Origin of the sequence: Caballeronia arationis (assembly GCF_001544975.2) — a bacterium.
Classification (GTDB): domain Bacteria; phylum Pseudomonadota; class Gammaproteobacteria; order Burkholderiales; family Burkholderiaceae; genus Caballeronia; species Caballeronia arationis.
Genome location: NZ_FCOG02000104.1, coordinates 1 through 20665, shown reverse-complemented (window position 1 = coordinate 20665; position 20665 = coordinate 1). Strand labels below are relative to the sequence as shown.

The window sequence follows — 20665 nt, the reverse complement described above, 5'->3', positions numbered from 1 at the left end:
CGCGCCAAGCCCGGTGGTCCTTTGGGGGCGACACTTAGGCGCTGGGCCACTCGGTACTGCTGGTGTGGTCACGTCCTGATACAGTTGGCCCCTAGCTGCTTTCTTTGCTTACTTTCTTTGCAGCAGCAAAGAAAGTAAGTCCCGCCCCGGACAGGGGCAGAGCTAATAGACCAATAAAAATACAAATTCCACAGAAGCCTGAGTTCATCAAACGTCGAAAAAACCGTTTAATGACTGAAAGTCACCAATTATTTGACACAGCGTCGATTCCATCAACGATCGCCGGCGCCTAAGATGCAACGCATCCGATTCACTTACTGAGGAGCAGAACATCATGTACGCCATCACAGGCATCACCGGACAGGTCGGCGGGGCGCTCGCAAACGCGCTGCTGGAGAAGAACGTCGCAGTGCGCGCGGTCGTGCGCGACGCCGACAAGGGCCGCGCGTGGGCCGCGCGAGGCTGCGACATGGCCCTCGCGCGCATGGACGATGCCGCATCGCTCGCCGAAGCGTTTCGCGGCGCGGAGGGCGTGTTCATCCTGCCGCCACCGGAATTCGATCCGGCACCGGGCTTTCCCGAAGCGCGCGCGGTCATCGACGCCGTGAAGTCGGCACTCGAAGCGGCGCGGCCTGCGAAAGTCGTGTGTCTCTCGACGATCGGCGCGCAAGCCGAGCAGTCGAACCTCTTGACCCAGCGCACGCTGATGGAAGAGGCGCTTGGAGATTTGCCGATGCCCGTCGCGTTCCTGCGTCCCGCGTGGTTCATGGAGAACGCCGCGTGGGATGTCGCGTCCGCTCGCGACGAAGGCGTGATCCGGAGCTTCCTGCAGCCGCTCGACAAGCCAGTCCCGATGATCGCCACGGCGGATATCGGGCGCGTGGCCGCGCAGATGCTGATGGAGAACTGGCATGGACGGCGCATCGTCGAACTGGAAGGGCCTCAGCGCGTCACGCCGAACGACATCGCCGATACGTTCGCTCGCATCCTCGGCCGGCCACTTCGCGCCGAGGCCGTCCCGCGCGAGACGTGGGGTGCGCTCTTCCGCTCGCAAGGCACGAGGGACCCGATGCCGCGCATTCAGATGCTCGACGGCTTCAACGAAGGCTGGATCGAATTCGAAGGCGATCCGGCCGGCATCGTCAAGGGTGATGTCGGCCTGGAAGCGGTGCTGCGCGGTCTGGTCGGACGCGCGTGATGCAGGCGCGCGCCCCACATGCGTTGCTCACGAACTCATGTGCAGCGTCCCGTTCACACCATTCGGGAAGAAGCCGCCCTTGACTGCCGAAGCGCTCGTCAGATAAACGATGTTGAGCACGTCGGCGTAGGTCCGGCTGAACGCAAGCCCGTTCTGGTCGAGCGGGACGATATTGGCGATGTCGGGCGTTGCGCCGACGATGCCCTGGTCGTCGTCGACCGTGTTGTCGAGACTGTCGCGCGCGTCCGAGATCGCGCCGGCCGCCGTGCGCAGGCTCGGCGTTTCGAGTCCCTTTGCATAGAGCGTCGTGCGCACGAGTCCCGCGTGATAGGCCTCGGCGGCGAGAATGCCGGCCGCAGCTTCGAGATACGTCTTGTTGGTGATAAGCGGCGACGCGCCCTTGTATGCGGTCACACCCACGTCCTCGAAGATGAACGCGCCGAGCAGGAAGTTGTTGTCGTTGGCGTACGGGTTGAACGCGACGCCCGCGCCGACGAGACCCGCCGCGCGCGCCGCCGTCGAGAACGCGCCGTTCGGATCGGTACCGCCGATGTCGATGGCCGGTTGCGCGACCGCCGCCCCGCCCAGCGCGGTACGCAGGAAGGTGACGTGCTCCATCTCGTCGCGCGCGATCTCCTTCGCGTACTGCGAGACGAGGGGGTCCTGGAACGGCACCTGCGCGCCGCCGATCACCGCGCCCTGCGTGCCCTGTCCGCCGAGAATGCCGGCCGGCAGTCCCGTGCCCGTCACGGCATACGCATAGAACTGCGCTTCGAGGTATTCGAGGTTGAGCGCGAAGTTGAGGATTTCTTCGTCGGTGGGCGCGGTCGTGCTCGCCATCACGTTGTTGCCCGACCCGCCGCCGCATGCGCTGATGAGCGTGCCGCCGACGAGCCCGAGCCCGAGACCGCCCGCGTTGCGAAAGAACCGGCGTCGCTCTGCGCGCCGTTCGGCGCGGCGGTCCATCACACCCATCAGCACGGAAGCATCGTTCATGGTCATCTCCTTCAATGGTTTGCTGATTTGACGACGTGCCTGCGGGACTGCGCGCTCCGGAGTGCAAGAGACGGCCTTGCGCGACAGGACGATGGCGAAACGCGGGCGCGAAGAACACGAAGAAGCGCCGGGTCGAACGGATGCGACCCGCAGGCTGTCTTCAACAGCAGTTACGAAGGCGTGACGAGGACGGATGCAAGACGTTGCAAATAAACCGCGAGCGTCGAGCGCTCGCGCATTACATACCGGGAGGAGGGAGAGGCGTCGGCAACCGTTACGGAGTCGCGGCGGATCAGCTTTGGTAACGCGAGTCGTCGGGCTTGAAGCGGCAGCCAAGCCGATAACGCGAGCCGGGATGCACGAAGCGCACGAACGTGACTGCGGCATCGCCTGACCACGTGCGGCGCACGAGGGTAAGACACGGCTCGTCGGGCGCGATCTCTAGCAGTTCGGCTTCTGAGCGCGTCGGCAGGCACGCATCGACGACATGTTCGATCTCGTGCGCCGGCACTGTCGCCGAGAGATATTCGGAAGGACGCAAGGACGTGAAGTCCTGTTCGAGAAACGCGGGCGCGACGGCCGGATTCACGTAGCGGTCTTCGAGACGCACCGGCACGCCATTCTCGCGATGCACGCAGATCAAATGAAACACCGACGAACTCGGCGGCAGGCTCAGTGCGTTCGCCACGGCGGCCGGCGCGCTCTCGCGTTGCACGAGAAGCGTCTCGGAACTGTACTCGTGGCCGCGCGCGCGGATTTCGTCGCCGATGTGGGCGATCATCAGCAGCGTGGACTGCGGCTTTGCCTCGGCGACGAACGTGCCGACGCCCGAAAGCCGCGTGATCCAGCCTTCACCCGTCAGCTCGCGCAGTGCGCGGTTGATGGTCATGCGCGACACGCCGAGCGATTCGACAAGGCTCAGCTCCGAAGGAATGCGATCGCCCGGCTGCCACGTGCCCGCCTCGATCTTGCCGCGGATGTAGGTCTTCACCTGCGCGTAGCGGGCGAGCGGGGCGTCCGTGTCGGCATCGGTATCGGCGGTGTCGAGGGCCTTGTGTGGCGGTTCGGCCGACTTCGTGTGCGTGGTTCCCGACATCGCGCCGCCTCCTCAGTGTCGCGCCGAGCGCAAGTGCCCGAGCGTCTCGATGAAGAGATCGTTGTCGTCGCGGCTGCCTGTCGAGACGCGCACGCATCGTGTGAAATCCGGTTCGCGCCACGGCTTCACGATCACCCCCGCGCGCATCAGGCGTTGCGCGAGGGCATCCGCGTCTTCGCGCGCGTCGAAGAACAGGAAGTTGGCGAGCGACGGTGCGCATTCGTAGCCCATCGCCGTGAGCGCGTCGCGCATGCGTTCGCGCTCGCGGATCGCGTGCTGCACGCTGTCGGCGACATAAGCTGTATCCGACCATGCGGCGAGTGCCGCGCACTGCGCGGGACGGTTGATGTTGAACGGCGTGCGCACGCGGTTCATGAGATCGGCGAGACGCGCATCCGAAGCGATGCCGTAACCGATGCGCAAACCCGCAAGCCCATAGGCCTTCGAGAACGTGCGCAGCACGAGCCACGGCGAGCGCGATTGCTTCAGTAGCTGCAAGCTTGCCGCGTAAGAAGGATCGACGCGCGCGTACTCGAAATACGCCTCGTCCCAGACGACCAGCGTGCCCGGCGCGAGCGCCGACAGCACGCGCTCGAATTCAGCGCCTGAGAGCGCCGCGCCGACGGGGTTCGACGGATTGCTCACGAGCAGCATGCGAGTGCGCGGCGTGAGCGCTTCGCAGAGCGCATCGACATCGAAACGCAGATTGCGCATCGGCACGGCGCGCACGCGCGCGCCCGCGAGTTGCGGATAGATCAGATGCAAGCCGAACGACGGCGTGACGGTGACGACTTCATCGCCGGGCGAGAGAAACGTCTGCGCCGCCACCGACAGCAGGTCTTCCGACCCATTGCCGAACAGGATGCGCGCGGGCGCGACTTCGAGTGTCGTGCCGATTGCCTCGCGCAATGCGCTGCTCGACGGGTCCGGATACAGCGCGACGCCTTCCTCGACCGCCCGCTGCAACGCCTCGCGCACGAGCGGGCTCGCGCCGCGCGGATTCTCATTGCTCGCGAGCTTCGCTACGCGCGATACGCCGAACTGCTCGCGCACACGCTCGGCCGACGCGCCCGCGTTGTAGGCGGGCAGATCGCGCACTTCGGGGCGCAACGCCGCGATGAACGAATCGGTCGCGCTCATGCGGTTTCTCCTTCGCCGCCGCGCGACCAGAACGCGTTGCGGTCGAAGTAGTTCTGCAGGAACTGGCGCAGACGCGGCTCTCCTGCGTCGTGAAAGACTTCGCGCGGCTTGCCCTGCACGGCGATGCGTCCCTGATCGATGAACATCACCTTGTCCGCGACCTGCGCCGCGAAGCCCATTTCGTGCGTGACGACGGCCATCGTCATGCCGTCGCGCGCGAGTTGCTTCATCACCTGCAGCACTTCCCCGACGAGTTCGGGGTCGAGCGCGGAAGTCGGTTCGTCGAAGAGCATGATGTGCGGCTCCATCGCGAGCGCTCGGGCGATTGCCACGCGTTGCTGCTGTCCGCCCGAGAGCTTCGCCGGATAGGCGTCGCCCTTGTGCGCGAGACCGACTGTGTCGAGCATTGCGTTGGCGCGCCTCTTCGCGTCCGCGCGCGGCAGGCGGCGCACGCGCAGCAGCGCCTCCATCACGTTTTCGAGCGCGGTCATGTGCGGCCACAAGTTGAACTGCTGAAACACCATGCCGATGTTGCGCCGCACGCGATTGATCTCGCCCTGCGATGCACGCACGCGCCGTCCGTTGCGTTCGCCGTAGCCGAGCAGTTCGCCTTCGATGCGCACTTCGCCCTCGTCATACGTTTCGAGCGCGGCGAGACAGCGCAGGAGCGTGCTCTTGCCCGAGCCCGACGGCCCGATGATGCAGACCACTTCCGAGCGTTCGATATCGAGATCGACGCCGCGCAGCACTTCGACTTCGCCGAAGCGCTTGCCGAGATTGCGCACTTCGATCAGCGGCGAGGAGGGCGCGGGCGTCTCGATGACGGAGGACTCGGCGGCGGAAGCGGGAAGGTCGATCATGGCATTCATCGGTTCACCTGGTGACGAGGCATAACAATCCACATGTCAGACGAGAAAGCGCGTGAGCCGCGCTTCCGCCCAGAGTCCCGCGCGCGACGCGAGTTCGACGAGCAGCAGATAGCACACGCACAGCGCGAGCAGCGTCTCGACGAAGGCGAACGTCGCCGAGCCAATGCCGGTCAGCACGAACGTGAGTTCAGGCACGGTCACGATGGACAGCACGGCCGTTTCCTTGCTGAGCACGATGATCAGATTGACGAGCGCGGGCACGATCAGCACGAACATCTGCGGAATCTGGATGCGCAAGACAATTTGCCAGCGCGACATGCCAAGACACGATGCCGCTTCGAGATGTCCCGGCGGCACCGCGCGAAAACCCGAGCGGAACGCTTCGGCGAAATACGCGCTGCCGTAGAGTCCGAGGCCGAGGATGCCCGCCGTCAGTGGTTCGAGCGTCAGCCCGAACGATGGCCCGCCGTAGTACAGCAAAAAGAGCTGCACGAGAAACGGCGTGCCGCGAAAGAGTTCGATGTACGCGCGGAGCAGGGCGCGCACCCAACGTCCGCAAAAGAGTTGCAGAAGCGCGATGACGAAACCGATCGCGAGGCCGAGCACGACGCCGGCGATCCAGGTGCCGATCGTCGTCGCGAGTCCCGCGCCGATGGCGGACAGGTTGTGTGTGATGACGGCTGGGTCGAATTGCTGCATGGCGTCGTCCTCAGGCGTGTTGCAGTCGCACTTCGGCGGTGTGCGCCACCAGCGATAGCGCGCCGCAGATCACGAAGTAGATGAGGCCCGCCGCGACATACGCTTCCAGCGGCCGATAGGTGCTTGCCGCGATGTTCTGCGCGGTGCGCGTGATTTCGGCGATCCCGACCACCGAGATCAGCGACGACGCCTTGATCAGCAGCACCATCTCGTTGACAAGCGACGGCAGCGTCAGCCGGAACGCCTGCGGCACGAGGATGCGACGCAGCGTATCGAGAGGTGACAGGCCGACCATGCGCGCCGCCTCGATCTGTCCCGGCGGGATGCTGAGAAAGCCGCCGCGCAGGATTTCCGCGATATACGACGCAGAACACAGCGACACCGTGCTGATTGCCGCGACGAGCGGCGGCACGTTGATGCCGGCGAACGGCAGCAGGTAGTAGACGAGCAGCAACTGCACGAGCATCGGCACGCCGCGAAAGAAGAACACGTAGGCGCCGCCCGCCGCGCGCCAGGCCCGGCTCGGCGAAAGCCGTGCCGAGCACACGCCGATCGCGACGAAGAAACCGATCACGAGCCCGGCGAGCGAAATGCCGATGGTCGCGACCGCCGCCTGCAACAGGAGCGGGATGCCCTGGGCGAAAACGGTCATGCTGAACATAGGGCCTCCGTGTTCAGACGCTTGGTTTGCAGACGCCTGGGCGGCGCGGCGTAGATCAGTAGTTCGGGGTCGGCAGCGTCGGCGGAACCTGCATCGCGACGCCAAACCACTTCTTCTGCAGCGTGGCGAGGCGTCCGTCCTTGTCGAGCTTCAGGAGCGCGTTGTTGAACGCATCGGCGAGCGGCTTGCTGTCCGCGTCCTTGCGCAGGCAATACGCGAAGTACACCTTCGCGCCGAACGGCGGCTGGACGACCGCGAACGTCTCCGGGCGTTGCTTCGCAACGTACGCGATGTTGGTCATCGAATTCGCCACCGCGACGATCCGGCCGGCCGCGAGGTCCGCGTAAGCCTGGTTGTTGTCGACGTATTCGCGGATTTCCGGCGGCTTCGGCAGCGTGGCCGCGTAGGTCTTCAACTGATCGAGCTGCGCCGAGCCCTTGCCCGCGCCGACCGTCTTGCCCGCTACATCGGACGATTGCTTGAGGTTCGAATCGTTGGCGCGCTTGAGGAAGGCGTCCGTGGCATCGGCGACGGGCAGCGTGTACGTATAGCGTTCCATGCGCGCCTTCGTCACGGTGATCGGGCCGCCGACCATGTCGAACTTGCCCGCTTCGAGACCGGGCAGCACGCTCGGCCACGGCAGGTCGATGAAGCGCACCTTCACGCCGATCTCCTTGCCGATCTCGGCGAAGAGGTCCTTGTTGAAGCCCGCCTGCTGGCCGTTCTCGAGGAAGTCGAACGGAGCGAACTGCATCTCCGTGCCGACGACCAGTTCGCCCGCCTTCTTCACCTTCGCGAGCTGATCTTCGGCATGCGCGCACACGCTCGCGGCGCACAGGGTCAGCATCAGCACACGACTTTTCCAGCCTGCAAGGATATTCATCTGAGTCTCCGGGGTGGCAAAGCGGTCGTCGCGCGTCGGCAGAGGGTGTGGTCAGCGCGGTATGCGAGGCAGTATATACCGCGAAATTTCGATGACCAAAAAGAAATTCTTCGCGGATTAACAGGCGCATGAACGTGCCGGATCAGTTGCGGTACCGGTCGCTGCATTGCAACTTGCAGTGCCGGAATTGGCGGTATATACAACCGGAGATGCGTCATGCCGCGCGCGTGTTTTTTCGCGCGACGGCGAGTCGAATTCCCCCGTCGCCACGCCGCTCCAGGAGCCAGCCGATGCCGTCAGTCACCCGGATTCCCCTCATCGATTTCAACGGCGTGCGCGAAGGCGACGCCGCCGCGCTCGCGCGCGTCGGCCGCGAGATTCGCGAAGCCTGCACGACCATCGGCTTCTTCTACATCGTCAATCATGGTGTGCCGCAACATGTGATCGACGCGGCCGAAGAAGCGGCGCGCAAGTTCTTCGCGTATCCGGTCGAAACGAAGCGGCGCGCGGCGGTGAATCACCGGCATCGCGGCTTCAATTCGCTCGGCGACGCGACGATGTACCAGGCAAAGCGCCCCGACTACAAGGAGTTCTACAGCATCGGCCTCGAACTGCCCGAGGACGATCCCGACGTGCTCGCGGGTCAGGCGCTGCGCGGTCCGAACAACTGGCCGGACTTCATGCCCGAGCTTCGGCCGGCGCTCTACGGCTATTACGAGGCGATCGGCGAGTGCGGCAGTCATCTGCTGCGCGCGGTTGCGTCGAGTCTCGACATCGACGAGCATTTTTTCGCGTCGCTCTACACGAAGCGCATGCAGCGCACGCAGATGGTCTATTACCCGCCGCAGCCGCCGCAATCCGACGAGGATCAGTTCGGCGTCGCGCCGCATACGGACTACGGCTGTATTACGTTGCTTTGGCAGGATCAGGTGGGCGGCCTGCAAGTGCGCGAAATCGCAAACGACACCTGGATCGATGCGCCGCCGATTCCGGGCAACTTCGTCGTCAACGTCGGCGACCTGCTCGCGCGCTGGACCAACGACCGGTTCCGCTCGACGCTGCATCGCGTGATCAATGCGTCGGGCCGCGAGCGCTATTCGATCGCGACCTTCTACGATCCGACTTACGGCGCCATCGTCGATCCTGCCGAGCTAGGCACGCCGGCGGGCGAGGTGCGTCATGCGCCGGTCGCGGCAGGCGATTACATCCTCGGGCGCATCAACGATTCGATGGGCTATCGCAAGAAGCGCGCAGCCGAGCAGCAGGGCACGGCCGCATGAGCGCGCCGCTCGACTCCACCATCGCCGCGTTGCGCGAGGCCCTGGGCGACGACCGCGTACGCGTGGGCGATGCAATCGGCGAACGCTCGATGACCGACTGGACCGGCCACGCGCCGGCGCGGCCCGCGGCGCTCGTGCTGCCGCGCTCGACCGAAGAGGTATCGCGCGCGCTCGCGATCTGCAACGAAGCGCGCCAGAGTGTCGTGCCGCAAGGCGGCATGACGGGGCTTGCGGGCGGCGCGATTGCGCGTCCGGCCGACATCGCGATTTCGCTCGACAGGCTCGCCGGGATCGAAGAAATCGACAAGGCAGCGGCCACGATGACCGTGCTCGCCGGCACCACCTTGCAAGCCGCGCAGGAAGCCGCGACGGCGGCGGGCTTCGAACTCGGGCTCGATCTCGGCGCGCGCGGCTCGTGCCAGATCGGCGGCAATCTCGCGACCAACGCGGGCGGCAATCGCGTGATCCAGTCGGGCACCGCGCGCGAGCAGGTGCTCGGCCTCGAAGCCGTGCTCGCGAACGGCGCCGTGCTGAGTTCGATGAACAAGATGATCAAGAACAACACGGGCTACGACCTGAAGCAGCTTTTCGTCGGCTCGGAAGGCACGCTCGGCGTCATCACGCGCGCGGTGCTGCGGCTGCATCCACCGCGCGCAGGGCGTCACACGGCGCTTGTCGCGCTCGATGGCTACGATCAGGTCGTCGCGCTGTTGCGCACGCTCTCGGCGCGCTTCGGCAACGATATCGGCGCGTTCGAGATCATGTGGCCGGATTTCTTCGACTTCGGCGTTTCCCTCACGCAATCCGCGCGCTCGCCATTTGCCGCGGCGCATCCGCTTTACGCGTTGATCGAACACGCGGGCTTCGATGCTACCGACGACGGCGAGCGCTTCGCCGCCGTGCTCGCCGATGCATTCGACTCCGGCGCAGTGCGCGATGCGATCGTCGCGCAATCGGTGGCGGACGCCCGCGCGTTGTGGCACATCCGCGAGTGCACGGCGGAATTCCCCGCGCGGCTCGATCCGATCAACTTCGATGTGAGCTTGCCGATCGGCTCGATCGGGCAGTTCGTCGACGAATGTCGAACGGCGCTCGATGCGCGCTGGCCGTCGAACCGCTCGTACTACTTCGGCCATATCGGCGATTCGAACCTGCACGTGACCGTGGACGGACATTCGGTGCCGGGCGTGTCGCATCACGAGGTCTATGCGTTCGTCTACGATATGGTCGTGCCTTATCGCGGATCGGTTTCGGCGGAGCATGGCATCGGGCTCCTCAAGCGCGAATTCCTGCCGCTCTCGCGTTCGCCCGAGGAGATCGCGGCGATGACCGCGATCAAACGTGCGCTCGACCCGAACGGCATACTGAACCCCGGCAAGCTGATCTAGCGCGTCAGCGTTTCGCCCAGAAGTCGCGCTGCACGCGCAGCACTTCCTCTTCGACCTCCGCCACCGGGCCGATCAGATCGACGGCCTTCTGGCAATGGTCGAAGACGTAGCGCGATGCCACGCTCATCGTCGGATTTTCGGAATGATCGCCGGTGGCTTCGAGCAACCGTTCCTCGGTCATGCCGAACACCACGCGGCCGATATTCGCCCAGTACGCCGTGCCCGCGCACATGCAGCAGGGCTCGACCGTCGTGTACAGCGTGCAGCTCCACAGATATTCCGGCGTGAAGTTCAGCGCCGCGACGCGCGCCAGCACCGACTCGGCGTGATTCACGGTATCGACGTTGCCTTGCTCCATCAGCACGCTTTCCTGATCGGGGCCGACCAGGATCGCGCCGAACGGATGATGGCCCATCAGCGTTGCGCGCTCTGCGACGGCGCTTGCATGCCGCAGATGCCGCACGATCTGCTCGCGCGTGGGCGGAAGGCCTTGCGGCGGATAGCGGGTTTCCTGATTGGAACGCACGTCGATGCTCATTCGATTTCCTCTCTGTCAGGTGGATGGGTTGGGCAAAACCAGTTCGCCCGTTTCGAGCAGGGACTTCAGGTTAGACAGGATACGCGGCCAGCCGCCCGACACCGCGCCGATGAACCTGGAGTCCTTCCGGTTGATCGAATGCGTGATGGTCAGCTTGGTGGCGCGCTCGACGGGTTCGATCTCGAAGCGGCACTGCGAATAGCCTTCCTCCTTCAGCTCTTCCCTGAACTCGTTGCGCCATTTGAGCACGAGACGCCGGGGCGGATCGCTCTCGACCACTTCGCCGGAATCGGCGACGCGGCCGTCGGGGAACATCAGCCGCCACGGCGAGCCTGCTTTCCAGTCGGTTTCGTGATGCATGCCGAACCAGTACTGCTTCGTGAATTCGGCGCTTGTCAGCGCGGACCAGAGCCGTTCGGGCGTGGTGCGGATGAAAGTGACATAAACGAATTGAGTCGAACCTGCGTCAGTCATGCTCATCTCCTTCGAGGGACTTCTTGAGATCGGACAGGGCAGCGAGCCGCGGCTGCTCGAACTTCCCGATCCAGCGTTCCGCGATCTCGTTGATCGGGACCGGATTGATGAAGTGCAGCTTCTCTCGGCCCTGGCGCTTCCATGAGACGAGATTCGCGTCTTCGAGAATGGCCAGATGCTTCGCAACCGCCTGGCGCGTGATGTCGAGCCCCAGGCACAGTTCGCCGAGCGTCTGACCATTTTTCGCGTGCAGCCGGTCGAGCAGAAGCCGGCGGTTCGCATCCGCCAGAGCACGAAATACCGCGTCGTCGTCCATGGGTTCATTATGCAACCATTTGGTTGCATGTCAAGTGCGACGCGTCGTGCGCCTGAAATCGCGCTTGCTGGTAACTTGCTCGCTTGACGGCTGGCATCGGGCCGGCACTCGACCGAAAAGGCGGATCACATCATGAAAGAGAAGCCGGTTCCGTTCTCCCTCCATGTCGCCGATGAAGACATCGACGACCTGCGCGCGCGCCTCGCCCGCACGCGCTTTCCCGATCAGGCGCCCGGCGAGCCGTGGCAGGCGGGCACCGACGTCGCCTATCTCGCAGACCTCGTCGACTACTGGCGCGACGGCTTCGACTGGCGCGCGCAGGAGGCGGCGCTCAATGCGTTCCCGCAATACAACGTCGGCCTGCACGGCATCGACCTGCATTACCTGCACGTGCAGGGCAACGGCCCCGCGCCGATGCCGCTTGTGCTGCTGCACGGCTGGCCGGGCTCGGTGTTCGAGTTCATCGAGATCATTCCGCTTCTCACCGATCCCGCCCGCTTCGGCGGCGATCCGCGCGACGCGTTCACGCTCGTCGTGCCGTCGCTGCCGGGTTACGGCCTGTCGTTTCGCCCGAACCAGCCGCGTTTCGACATCCCCGCGATGACCGAGTGCGTGTTCGACCTGATGCACGGCGTTCTAGGCTATGAGCGCTTCGGCGCGCAAGGCGGCGACTGGGGCTCGGCCATCGCGAGCCGGCTCGGTTACGTGCATCCGGACGCGATGATCGGCGTGCATCTCAATTACATGTCGGCGGCGAGCCGCGACCCGGCGGCGTATCCGAACCCGACCGCTGACGAGCAGCGCTATCTCGACCAGCTCGCGCACTGGACCTACGACGGGAGCGCGTATTCGTCGATTCAGGGAACGCGGCCGCAATCGCTCGCGTTCGGGCTCACGGACTCGCCCGCCGGACTGGCGGCCTGGATCGTCGAGAAATTCCGGGCGTGGTCGGACTGCGGCGGCGACGTCGAGCGGGCGATCAGCCGCGACAAGATGCTCGCCGACATCGCGCTCTACTGGTTCACCGGATCGATCAACGCGTCGTTCTGGCCGTACTACGGGCGCATGCACGGCGCCGTGACCCTGCCGCCGGGAGATACCATCGGCGCGCCGACGGGCTACGCCGAATTTCCGCGCGAAATCCTGAGGCCGCCGCGCTCGGCTGCCGAGCGCGTGTTCACGGACCTGCGCCGCTGGAGCGTGATGCCGAAGGGCGGTCACTTCGCGGCGCTCGAACAGCCGGAGTTGCTCGCGTCGGAAGTGCGCGCGTTCTTCGGCGCGTTGCGCTAGGCGCGCCTTCCCATCGGCCGGCGCCGCGAGTAGGCTACGTGCAGCGTCCGGCTGCGCCGGGCGGACGGTTCTCCGTTGCTGCGCATCGCCTGACGGGAGAGGCTCATGAAGCGAATCGTGGTGATCGGGGCGGGTTTCGCAGGCCTGTGGAGCGCCATCGGCGCGGCGCGCAAGCTCGACGAACTGTCCGTTCCCGCCGGCGAAGTCGAGGTCGCGGTCGTCAACGGCGCGGCTTTTCACAGCATTCGTGTGCGCAACTACGAGTCCGACCTCGCCGCGACGCTCGTCCCGCTGACCGACGTGCTCGACCCGATCGGCGTGCGCCTGATCGAAGGAACGGTGTCGAAGATCGATGTCGCGAACCAGTGTGTCTCCGTGCTGCCCGAAGCCCTCGACGACCTGAAGCCCGCGCAGCAAATCCAGTATGACCGCGTCGTGCTCGCCGCGGGCAGCAGGCTGGTTCATCCCGACATTCCGGGTCTCGCGGAATACGCGTTCGACGTCGATTCCTATGCGGGCGCGTGTCGGCTTCAGGATCATCTGCACTCGCTCGGCGCGCGCAGCGCGTCGCCGGGGCGTTATACGGCCGTCGTGGTCGGCGCGGGGCTGACGGGCGTCGAACTCGCCGCCGAGTTGCCCTCGCGCCTGCAAAGCATCGTGCCCGCGGGCGAGCGGCACGCGATCCGCGTCGTGCTCGCGGACCGCTCCGCAAAAATCGCCCAGGCGATGGGCGGCGCGCAGCCCGTCATCGAACGCGCGCTGACGACGCTCGGCGTCGAACTGCTGCCCGGCGTCTCGCTGAAGGCGCTCGACGGCGAGGGTGTCGAGCTGACCGACGGCACCCGCATCGAGGCGGCGACTGTCGCATGGTGCGGCGGCATGCGCGCGAGTCCGCTCGCGGCGCAGTTTCCCGTGACGCTCGACGCGCTGGGCCGCGTTCCCGTCGATTCGTTCCTGCGCGTCGAAAGCGTGCCGAACGCGTTCGCCGCCGGCGACTGCGCGCGGCTTCTGGTGGACGGCGTGCGGGCGTCGGTGATGTCGTGCCAGCACAGCCGGCCGATGGGGCGCTTCGCCGGACACAACGTCGTCTGCGATCTGTTCGACCTGCCGATGCTGCCGCTTTCCATCGACTGGTACACGACGATTCTCGACCTCGGTCCGTGGGGCGCGGTCTATACCGAGGGCTGGGACCGGCAGCTCGTGGCCGAAGGCGCGGCGGCGAAAAAGACCAAGCAGACGATCAACTGCGAGCGCATCTATCCGCCCCGCAATCGCGTGCGGGAGGACATCCTTCGGGCGGCCGAGCCGGTCGTGCAGACGCCGCCGCCGACCCGGCGCGCTTCCGGGGCGCAATGAAGCAGCGCTTCTGATGCCCTTCGAGCAAGCGGGATTGGTTCGCACAACCGTGCGCTTTCAATCAGTTGACGAGCGGTACGTGACTTGCTGTACGTCCGGCGACATGCGGCCCGGATTGTTTCGGGCGCGCAGGGACGGCCGGTATCCGCGATCCGCCCGTCGTGTTCCCTTCGCCGGACATTTCCAAGCGGCGTCGAGCGCCGGGAGTGCCAACATGAACGCGCTGCCCTCAGACGAACGGCCGGTTGTGATCGCGTACAGCCAGGGACGCAAGGCGGCCCGCGGACGGCACGAGATCGAGACCCAGCTGGAACTCGCGCGGCAAATCGCGGCGCTGATGGGCGCGTCGTTCGCCGGCGAGTTCGATCCGGCGCGGCAATATCCGGCGAACCGCTACCTGATTCCCGACGACACGCTCGACAGCCACGACGCGCGGCGCCTGGGCCTCGCGAGCGAGCGAAACCTGTACGGCGGCGTGGTGCCGTTTCCGTTCGTCGGGACGAAAGTGGTCGTCCACGGCTTGCCGCCGGGCGCGCACGAGGCGCCCGAGGGCTGGGCGTCCGGCTTCGGCGAGCGTGTTAGCGGGATCGTGCTCCCGGGCTTCTCGGCGTTCACCCGCGGGGACGCCCACGCGGCCGCGTCGCTCCTGTGGCGCGACGGCGCGGTGCGCCTCAAGCGGCCGTCGGGAATCGGCGGGACAGGGCAGGCGGTGGTCGCGGACCGCGCGGCGCTCGACGCCCAACTGGACGATATCGGCGAGGAGGCATTGCGCGCTGAAGGCGTCGTGCTGGAGCGCGACTTGCAGGACATCGAGACGCTGAGCGTCGGCCGGGCGTGCCTCGGCGGTCTCGAAGCAAGCTATTACGGCGTGCAGCGGCTGACGACCAATAACCACGGTCATCAGGTGTATGGCGGCTCGGATCTGGTCGTCGTGCGCGGCGGTTTCGACGCGCTTTCCTGCATCGACATGCCAGCCGAAGCGCAAACCGCGATCGAACAATCGCGCGCGTTCGACGAAGCCGTGTCCGATACGTTCGACGGGTTCTTCGCTTCGCGGCGCAACTACGACGTCGGCAGCGGCACCGACGCGCGCGGCCAGACGTATCGCGGCGTGCTGGAGCAGTCGTGGCGGATTGGCGGCGCGAGCGGCGCGGAGATCGGCGCGCTCAAAGCATTGCGCGACGACCCGGCGGTACGAATCGTGCGGGCGTCGACGACGGAGATCTACGGTGCGAACGCGGCGGTTCCGGCCGATGCGTGCGTGTACTACCACGGCATCGATCCGCACGCGGGCGAAATCACGAAATACTGCACGGTCGACGGCTAACCCGCACGGTGAGTCTGGTGGAAAAGGAGCGCGAAGCCATGACGGCGGACAGATATCAGATCGAAATCCCCATCGAGCGCGGCTATCTCGACGGCACGTTCGTCGCGCCGCAGACGACGATTCCGGGCGTCCTTTTCGTCCACGGCTGGGGCGGCAATCAGGAGCAGTACATGGAGCGCGCGCGTCAGGCGGCGGCGCTCGGCTGCGTGTGCCTCACGTTCGACCTGACCGGCCACGCCCGCACGCAGCACGAGCAGGAAACCGTCACGCGCGAAACCAATCTCGGCGACGTGCTCGCCGCCTACGACACGCTCGCCGCCCATCCGCTGATCGACCGCAGTTCGATCGCGGTGATCGGCAGCAGCTACGGCGGCTACCTGGCATCGATTCTCACGTCGATACGGCCCGTGCGCTGGCTTGGCCTGCGCGTGCCCGCGCTCTATCTCGACGAAGGCTGGGACATCCCGAAGCGCGCGCTGCACAAGGAGCACGACCTGGTGGCGTATCGGCGGCGCATCGTGGCGTCGGGCGAGAACCGCGCGCTGCGCTCGGCAGCGGATTTTCGCGGCGACGTGCTGCTCGTCGAATCCGAGCGCGATGAAATCGTGCCGCATACCGTGATCGCGAGTTACCTGCAGGCGTTTCTGAAGGCGCATTCGCTGACCTACCGCGTGATCGACGGCGCCGATCACGGCCTTTCCGACGAAGGCAGCCAGCGCGCGTACACGGCGCTGGTCGTGAACTGGCTCGCGGAAATGATCGGCGGGCGGCGCGCGGGCAGTCGCGGCGACGCCCAGATGCAGGCGGCGCGCTGACGTCGGTCGTCGCGCGCACGGTTTCGCCGAGTCGCAGTATCGCTTCGGGTGTTCTCCACGCCCATGCACGCTCTCCGTCTACCGGCAAACACTCCGACTTCTCAAAGCGCAGTTTCCGCAGACGAACAATCTCACGATCGTCCGAAATTCGCTGCGCCCAAAACAACACAAATTAAAAAACTATTGTAAATGCGAATCACTATCATTTAAGATGGCGCTCGCCATACGCAGATCCGCTTAATCAACTTCACGCTTCGAGCGACGACGCCCAGCTATCCCAAGGCTGCGCGGCGCTCGACTACGTCCAACTCAAACACAACATGCAGATTTCTACCGTCGACTGTCGTCCGGCGTTCGTGCGCATCGCAAGCCGCCCATCGTTTCTCAGTGCCGCGCTCATGGCGAGCGTCGGCATTTCGCTTTGCACCCTGTCGTCGACGGGCTGGGCGCAAGCCGCCGCCGATTCGACGACGCTGCCGGCCGTGAGCGTCACTGCTTCGCGCGACGATCCCGCGACGCAGACCGACACCGTCAGCGCCGGCGCACTCGGCTCGCGCAAGCAGGTCGATACGCCGTTCTCGACGCATGTCGTCACGAGCGAAGAGGGCGAGGACATGTTTGCAAGGACCGCCAACGATCTCTTCAAGTACGACCCGGCGGTAACGGTCACGAGCACCAACGCAATCGCGGAAAACTCGATGTTCAGCGTGCGCGGCATGCCGATCGATACGCTGAACGGCATCAAGGTCGACGGCCAGAGCTTTCCGTCGTGGGACACCGATCTGCCGCTCGAACCCTTCGAACAGGTGCAGTTGCTCAAGGGCCTGTCCGGCTTCATGTACGGCTTCGGCGCGCCGGGCGGGATCGTCAACTACGTGCTCAAGCGCCCGACCGACGACCCGTATCGCAGCATCTCGATCGGCTACGAGTCGGCGGGCGTGTTCAGCGAGAAGATCGACGTGGGCGGGCGCATCGGTGCCGACAAGCGCTTCGGCTACCGCGTGAACCTCGTGAACGAGGAAGGCGACACCGCCGAAGCCAATGGCCACGTGCGGCGCCAGGTGGCATCGGCGGCATTCGACTTCCGCATCACGCCGGACCTGACCGCGAGCATCGACGCGTTCTATCAGAAGCGCAAGACGAACGGCACGCTGTTCGGCCTCCTGTTCGGCTCGGGCCTCGGCATCCCAGACGCCAGCACGGTCACGCATCAGCTTACGCAGCCGCAGAACTGGTACGAGACCGAAATGGCCTCGTTCGGCGCGGGCGTCGACTATCGCCTGTCGCAGAACTGGCATGCGAGCCTGAAGTACCGCTTCGCGAAGGAAAACCGCTACAACTCGGACAGCCTGCTCTTCGTCTCCGATGCCGCCGGCAACTACACCAACACGCTCTATGCGGCATTGACGCGCTACTTCTACCAGAACGTCGATGCGATGGTGCAGGGCAACTTCAACACGGGCAGCGTGAAGCACGATGTCGTGGTCGGCGCCGGCTACCAGTCGCAAGTGAGCGAGTACGACGACAGCGAAGGCTGGAACAACGGCTACGTGCTCGGCGAAGGCAACATCTACAGCAGCACGCTGCTCACGAACTCGGCCGTGCACATCGGCGAGAACCTGTACCGCCAGTCGCTGACGACGCAAACCGCCGTCTACGCGAGCGACACGGTGCAGTTCAACTCGCGCTTCTCGGCGCTGCTCGGCCTGCGCTACACGCAGTTCCGCCAGCATACGTACGATCCGAGCGGCGCGACGACGGCGCAATACGACGCGAACCCGGTCACGCCGACCGTCGCCCTGATGTTCAAGACCGACCCGTATTCGACGCTTTACGCGAGCTATGTCGAGTCGTTGCAGCAGGGCGGAGCGGCGTCGAACACCAACGTGAACTTCCCAGATACGTTCGGTCCGCTGAAGAGCAAGCAGTATGAAGTGGGCTTCAAGACCGATCGCCAGAAGTGGGGCGCCAATCTCGCGCTGTTCCGCGTCGATCAGGGCTACGAGTACACGAATTCGGCCAATGTCTTCGTGCAGAGCGGCAACAAGCAGTACACCGGCATCGATGCGAGCGGCTGGGTCCAGCTCGCGAACGACTGGCGTCTGCTCGGCGGCGTGATGTGGCTGAACGCGAAGGCGACCGATGTCGACGATCCGACGATCGAAGGCAAGCGCGTCTACGGCGCGCCGCGCTTCACGGCGACGGGCCGGGTCGAATACAACCCGTCGTACCTGCGCTCGCTGACGGTTGCGTTCGGCGGGAAGTACGTCAGCGACACGGCGGTCGATGCCGCGAACACGCAGTTCGTGCCGGCGTATGTCACCTACGATCTGAGCGGCCGCTACGACACGCGGGTCGCCGGCAAGGACGTGATCCTGCGCGCGGGCATCAACAATCTGTTCAACCGCCGCTACTGGACGACCGCGTGGGGCTACTACGTGGTGCCGTCGGCGACGCGCACCGCGGTAGCGAGCGCCACGCTGCAGTTCTGATCCGGCCGCATGACGTGCGCGCGGGCGCTCGATTGCCCGCGTGCACGCATCGCCGCCCGGCCCTGTCAGGTCGAAAGAATCGTCACGAGCGCGACCGCCGAGTCGCCTGCCAGCTGACCGCCGTTGTTCTCGGCGAGCGCGACTTTCGCGCCCGGGCGTTGCCGCGCGCCGGCCGTCCCGCGCAACTGCTGCGTGAGCTCGACGATCTGCGCCACGCCCGTTGCGCCGACAGGGTGACCGCGCGACAGAAGACCGCCGCTCGGGTTCACCGAGATGCGTCCGCCGATGCCGGTGTCGCCGGAGCGGATGAGCTTCGGGGCATCGCCGGGCGCGCACAGGCCGAGGTTCTCGTAATGGATCAGCTCGGCCGGTGCCGAGGCGTCGTGCAACTCGACGACATGCACGTCCGACGGCCCGATCCCCGCCTCTTCATACGCGGCCTGCGCGGCCCGCACCGCGACGAGTTCGCCAGACCCGTCCGCCTTTGCCGATACGATCGAACTCGCGCGGATATACACGGGCCGGATGTCGTGCCGGTTCGCGAACTGCTCGGAGCAGATGAACACGGCTGCGCCGCCGTCGCCGATCGAGGAGCACATGAAGAGCGTGAGTGGGTTGCTCACCATGCGGCTTTCGAGCACTTCGGCCACGGTCGTCTCCTTGCGGAACTGTGCGACCGGGTTCAGCGATCCCGCGTGCCGGTTCTTCACGACGACGCGGGCGAAGTCGCTTGCGTCGGCGCCTGTTTTCTCCATCCACTTGCGCGCCTTGGCCGCATAGAGGTCCATGAAGAGCGAGCCCGTGCCGGCCGTGAGGCCTTCGGGAAGCGGCTCTTCTAAATCGACGGCCTTCGCGAACGCGCCGAACGATACGGCCTTGTCCTCGTGCGAGAGCTTCTCGACACCGACCACGAGTGCGGTCTCGGCCTGCCCCGACGCGATCGACAGCCACGCGAGATTCAGCGCCGAACTGCCCGACGCGCAGGCGTTCTCGACGTTGTACATGGGCTTGCCGTCGAGTCCGGTATTGCGCAGCGACGACTGCGCGCGAATCATCTCCTGTCCGGTGACGACGCCTGCCGCTGCATTGCCGAAGAAGACGCGATCGACATCGTTCACCGTGACGCGCGCGTCCTTCAGCGCGAGGCCGACCGCTTCTTCTGCCAGCGACTTGAGGTTGCGGTCGAGAAACTTGCCAAAGGGCGTCATGCCGACGCCGCCAATCACTACCTTGCGCATTGTTGCCTCCATTTGCATTTCGTTTGTGACGAGAAATCTTGATGGTCTACGGGATGTAGGTGTGTATTGGTTGATGTTTCTGCGCTTCTGTGGAACTTGCTTTCTTTGTGGTCTATTAGCACTGCCCCTGTCCGGGGCGGGACTTACTTTCTTTGCTGCTGCAAAGAAAGTAAGCAAAGAAAGCAGCTTTTCAGGCAGCAGTCGCAATACGTCAACGCACTAGCATTACCGAGTGGCGCAGCGCCTAAGTGTCGCCCTCAAACACCCGCGCGGCTTGGCGCGCGCACGCACTGACACCCCTCGCAGTCCAACCAAGTGGTAAGCACTTCGTTCCGGTCCGTCCGCGCTTCGCTCGGACGACGGGCACAACCGAAAACAAGTGGATTGCAACCTCAACCTCGACCGCGAACCTCAACCGCGCGACTGACGTACCTCTCGTCCAGCGAAGCGAAAACGGATGAATGACTGCTGTGCCAATTTGTTGGCTGTGCGATGACACAGTGCGTGCCGCGCACCAAGCCCCTAAAGTTCTGGATCGTCGGGGGAATCTATGGGTGAATTATTGTGCGCGGCTAGCCAAGTGAAGCTCGATTCCGATACTGATAGAGC

19 protein-coding genes are annotated in these 20665 nt (G+C 65.2%); 8 read left to right on the top strand and 11 right to left on the bottom strand.

What is annotated here, in order from left to right:
* Nucleotides 1-334 precede the first annotated feature (334 nt).
* Nucleotides 335-1198 (top strand): NmrA family NAD(P)-binding protein, encoded by an 864-nt coding sequence (locus AWB81_RS32570; RefSeq protein WP_062641334.1) that lies wholly within the window; start codon nucleotides 335-337, stop codon nucleotides 1196-1198.
* A 27-nt stretch (nucleotides 1199-1225) separates the two neighbouring features.
* Here the strand turns inward: AWB81_RS32570 and AWB81_RS32565 are convergent, their stop codons facing one another.
* From AWB81_RS32565 to AWB81_RS32535, 7 genes are all read right to left on the bottom strand, one after another.
* Nucleotides 1226-2194, bottom strand: a complete 969-nt coding sequence (locus tag AWB81_RS32565) for a ferritin-like domain-containing protein (protein ID WP_062641331.1) — start codon at nucleotides 2192-2194, stop codon at nucleotides 1226-1228.
* Nucleotides 2195-2486: 292 nt separating this feature from the next.
* Nucleotides 2487-3290: a histidine utilization transcriptional repressor HutC gene (hutC, locus tag AWB81_RS32560; protein WP_062641330.1), complete on the bottom strand. Its 804-nt coding sequence runs from the start codon at nucleotides 3288-3290 to the stop codon at nucleotides 2487-2489.
* Between the two features lie 12 nt (nucleotides 3291-3302).
* Complete coding sequence (hisC, locus tag AWB81_RS32555; protein ID WP_062641328.1) at nucleotides 3303-4430, bottom strand: histidinol-phosphate transaminase; 1128 nt, start codon at nucleotides 4428-4430, stop codon at nucleotides 3303-3305.
* Nucleotides 4427-5299 carry an amino acid ABC transporter ATP-binding protein gene (locus tag AWB81_RS32550; protein ID WP_062641326.1) on the bottom strand — a complete coding sequence of 291 codons (873 nt, stop codon included), beginning with the start codon at nucleotides 5297-5299 and terminating at the stop codon, nucleotides 4427-4429. The genes hisC and AWB81_RS32550 overlap by 4 nt, the downstream gene beginning before the upstream one ends.
* Nucleotides 5300-5335: 36 nt before the next feature.
* Nucleotides 5336-5998: an amino acid ABC transporter permease gene (locus AWB81_RS32545; protein ID WP_062641325.1), complete on the bottom strand. Its 663-nt coding sequence runs from the start codon at nucleotides 5996-5998 to the stop codon at nucleotides 5336-5338.
* Nucleotides 5999-6008: 10 nt separating this feature from the next.
* A complete protein-coding gene (locus AWB81_RS32540) occupies nucleotides 6009-6659 on the bottom strand; it encodes an amino acid ABC transporter permease (RefSeq protein WP_062641324.1) in 651 nt (216 codons plus the stop codon).
* A gap of 55 nt (nucleotides 6660-6714) precedes the next feature.
* Nucleotides 6715-7542, bottom strand: coding sequence for a transporter substrate-binding domain-containing protein (locus AWB81_RS32535; protein WP_062641322.1), 828 nt, complete (start codon nucleotides 7540-7542; stop codon nucleotides 6715-6717).
* A gap of 290 nt (nucleotides 7543-7832) precedes the next feature.
* On the opposite strand from AWB81_RS32535, the gene AWB81_RS32530 reads away from it, so the two are divergent.
* Both AWB81_RS32530 and AWB81_RS32525 read left to right on the top strand, forming a co-directional pair.
* Nucleotides 7833-8822, top strand: a complete 990-nt coding sequence (locus AWB81_RS32530) for an isopenicillin N synthase family dioxygenase (protein ID WP_062641321.1) — start codon at nucleotides 7833-7835, stop codon at nucleotides 8820-8822.
* Nucleotides 8819-10210, top strand: a complete 1392-nt coding sequence (locus tag AWB81_RS32525) for an FAD-binding oxidoreductase (RefSeq protein ID WP_062641318.1) — start codon at nucleotides 8819-8821, stop codon at nucleotides 10208-10210. The genes AWB81_RS32530 and AWB81_RS32525 overlap by 4 nt, the downstream gene beginning before the upstream one ends.
* A gap of 4 nt (nucleotides 10211-10214) precedes the next feature.
* Here AWB81_RS32525 and AWB81_RS32520 read toward each other — a convergent pair whose 3' ends face one another.
* From AWB81_RS32520 to AWB81_RS32510, 3 genes are read right to left on the bottom strand one after another with little or no spacing between them, the layout of a single operon-like run.
* Complete coding sequence (locus AWB81_RS32520; RefSeq protein ID WP_062641315.1) at nucleotides 10215-10748, bottom strand: nucleoside deaminase; 534 nt, start codon at nucleotides 10746-10748, stop codon at nucleotides 10215-10217.
* Between the two features lie 15 nt (nucleotides 10749-10763).
* Nucleotides 10764-11222, bottom strand: coding sequence for an SRPBCC family protein (locus AWB81_RS32515; RefSeq protein WP_062641312.1), 459 nt, complete (start codon nucleotides 11220-11222; stop codon nucleotides 10764-10766).
* Nucleotides 11215-11538: an ArsR/SmtB family transcription factor gene (locus tag AWB81_RS32510; protein WP_062641309.1), complete on the bottom strand. Its 324-nt coding sequence runs from the start codon at nucleotides 11536-11538 to the stop codon at nucleotides 11215-11217. The genes AWB81_RS32515 and AWB81_RS32510 overlap by 8 nt, the downstream gene beginning before the upstream one ends.
* A 132-nt stretch (nucleotides 11539-11670) precedes the next feature.
* Between AWB81_RS32510 and AWB81_RS32505 the strand changes: the two genes are divergently transcribed.
* The 5 genes from AWB81_RS32505 (at nucleotide 11671) to AWB81_RS32485 (ending at nucleotide 18818) form a co-directional block, all read left to right on the top strand.
* Nucleotides 11671-12828, top strand: a complete 1158-nt coding sequence (locus AWB81_RS32505) for an epoxide hydrolase family protein (RefSeq protein WP_062641307.1) — start codon at nucleotides 11671-11673, stop codon at nucleotides 12826-12828.
* 105 nt (nucleotides 12829-12933) lie between these two features.
* Nucleotides 12934-14184, top strand: a complete 1251-nt coding sequence (locus AWB81_RS32500) for an NAD(P)/FAD-dependent oxidoreductase (RefSeq protein WP_062641305.1) — start codon at nucleotides 12934-12936, stop codon at nucleotides 14182-14184.
* A 214-nt stretch (nucleotides 14185-14398) separates the two neighbouring features.
* Nucleotides 14399-15511 carry a DUF3182 family protein gene (locus AWB81_RS32495; RefSeq protein WP_062641302.1) on the top strand — a complete coding sequence of 371 codons (1113 nt, stop codon included), beginning with the start codon at nucleotides 14399-14401 and terminating at the stop codon, nucleotides 15509-15511.
* Between the two features lie 38 nt (nucleotides 15512-15549).
* Complete coding sequence (locus AWB81_RS32490; protein WP_062641338.1) at nucleotides 15550-16326, top strand: alpha/beta hydrolase family protein; 777 nt, start codon at nucleotides 15550-15552, stop codon at nucleotides 16324-16326.
* A gap of 320 nt (nucleotides 16327-16646) precedes the next feature.
* The gene (locus AWB81_RS32485) at nucleotides 16647-18818 is read left to right on the top strand and encodes a TonB-dependent siderophore receptor (RefSeq protein ID WP_062641300.1); all 2172 of its coding nucleotides are present in this window, start codon (nucleotides 16647-16649) and stop codon (nucleotides 18816-18818) included.
* Between the two features lie 65 nt (nucleotides 18819-18883).
* Here AWB81_RS32485 and AWB81_RS32480 read toward each other — a convergent pair whose 3' ends face one another.
* Nucleotides 18884-20056, bottom strand: a complete 1173-nt coding sequence (locus AWB81_RS32480) for a thiolase family protein (RefSeq protein WP_062641336.1) — start codon at nucleotides 20054-20056, stop codon at nucleotides 18884-18886.
* Nucleotides 20057-20665: the final 609 nt, after the last annotated feature.

Excerpts from the sequence above, each read along its gene's own strand:
- AWB81_RS32525 (WP_062641318.1), top strand. The coding sequence starts at position 8,819 with ATGAGCGCGCCGCTCGACTCCACCATCGCCGCGTTGCGCGAGGCCCTG.
- AWB81_RS32550 (WP_062641326.1), bottom strand. The coding sequence starts at position 5,299 with ATGAATGCCATGATCGACCTTCCCGCTTCCGCCGCCGAGTCCTCCGTC.
- AWB81_RS32540 (WP_062641324.1), bottom strand. The coding sequence starts at position 6,659 with ATGTTCAGCATGACCGTTTTCGCCCAGGGCATCCCGCTCCTGTTGCAG.
- AWB81_RS32535 (WP_062641322.1), bottom strand. The coding sequence starts at position 7,542 with ATGAATATCCTTGCAGGCTGGAAAAGTCGTGTGCTGATGCTGACCCTG.
- hisC (WP_062641328.1), bottom strand. The coding sequence starts at position 4,430 with ATGAGCGCGACCGATTCGTTCATCGCGGCGTTGCGCCCCGAAGTGCGC.
- hutC (WP_062641330.1), bottom strand. The coding sequence starts at position 3,290 with ATGTCGGGAACCACGCACACGAAGTCGGCCGAACCGCCACACAAGGCC.
- AWB81_RS32490 (WP_062641338.1), top strand. The coding sequence starts at position 15,550 with ATGACGGCGGACAGATATCAGATCGAAATCCCCATCGAGCGCGGCTAT.
- AWB81_RS32520 (WP_062641315.1), bottom strand. The coding sequence starts at position 10,748 with ATGAGCATCGACGTGCGTTCCAATCAGGAAACCCGCTATCCGCCGCAA.
- AWB81_RS32515 (WP_062641312.1), bottom strand. The coding sequence starts at position 11,222 with ATGACTGACGCAGGTTCGACTCAATTCGTTTATGTCACTTTCATCCGC.
- AWB81_RS32510 (WP_062641309.1), bottom strand. The coding sequence starts at position 11,538 with ATGGACGACGACGCGGTATTTCGTGCTCTGGCGGATGCGAACCGCCGG.
- AWB81_RS32480 (WP_062641336.1), bottom strand. The coding sequence starts at position 20,056 with ATGCGCAAGGTAGTGATTGGCGGCGTCGGCATGACGCCCTTTGGCAAG.
- AWB81_RS32565 (WP_062641331.1), bottom strand. The coding sequence starts at position 2,194 with ATGAACGATGCTTCCGTGCTGATGGGTGTGATGGACCGCCGCGCCGAA.
- AWB81_RS32505 (WP_062641307.1), top strand. The coding sequence starts at position 11,671 with ATGAAAGAGAAGCCGGTTCCGTTCTCCCTCCATGTCGCCGATGAAGAC.
- AWB81_RS32500 (WP_062641305.1), top strand. The coding sequence starts at position 12,934 with ATGAAGCGAATCGTGGTGATCGGGGCGGGTTTCGCAGGCCTGTGGAGC.
- AWB81_RS32495 (WP_062641302.1), top strand. The coding sequence starts at position 14,399 with ATGAACGCGCTGCCCTCAGACGAACGGCCGGTTGTGATCGCGTACAGC.
- AWB81_RS32545 (WP_062641325.1), bottom strand. The coding sequence starts at position 5,998 with ATGCAGCAATTCGACCCAGCCGTCATCACACACAACCTGTCCGCCATC.
- AWB81_RS32485 (WP_062641300.1), top strand. The coding sequence starts at position 16,647 with ATGCAGATTTCTACCGTCGACTGTCGTCCGGCGTTCGTGCGCATCGCA.
- AWB81_RS32530 (WP_062641321.1), top strand. The coding sequence starts at position 7,833 with ATGCCGTCAGTCACCCGGATTCCCCTCATCGATTTCAACGGCGTGCGC.
- AWB81_RS32570 (WP_062641334.1), top strand. The coding sequence starts at position 335 with ATGTACGCCATCACAGGCATCACCGGACAGGTCGGCGGGGCGCTCGCA.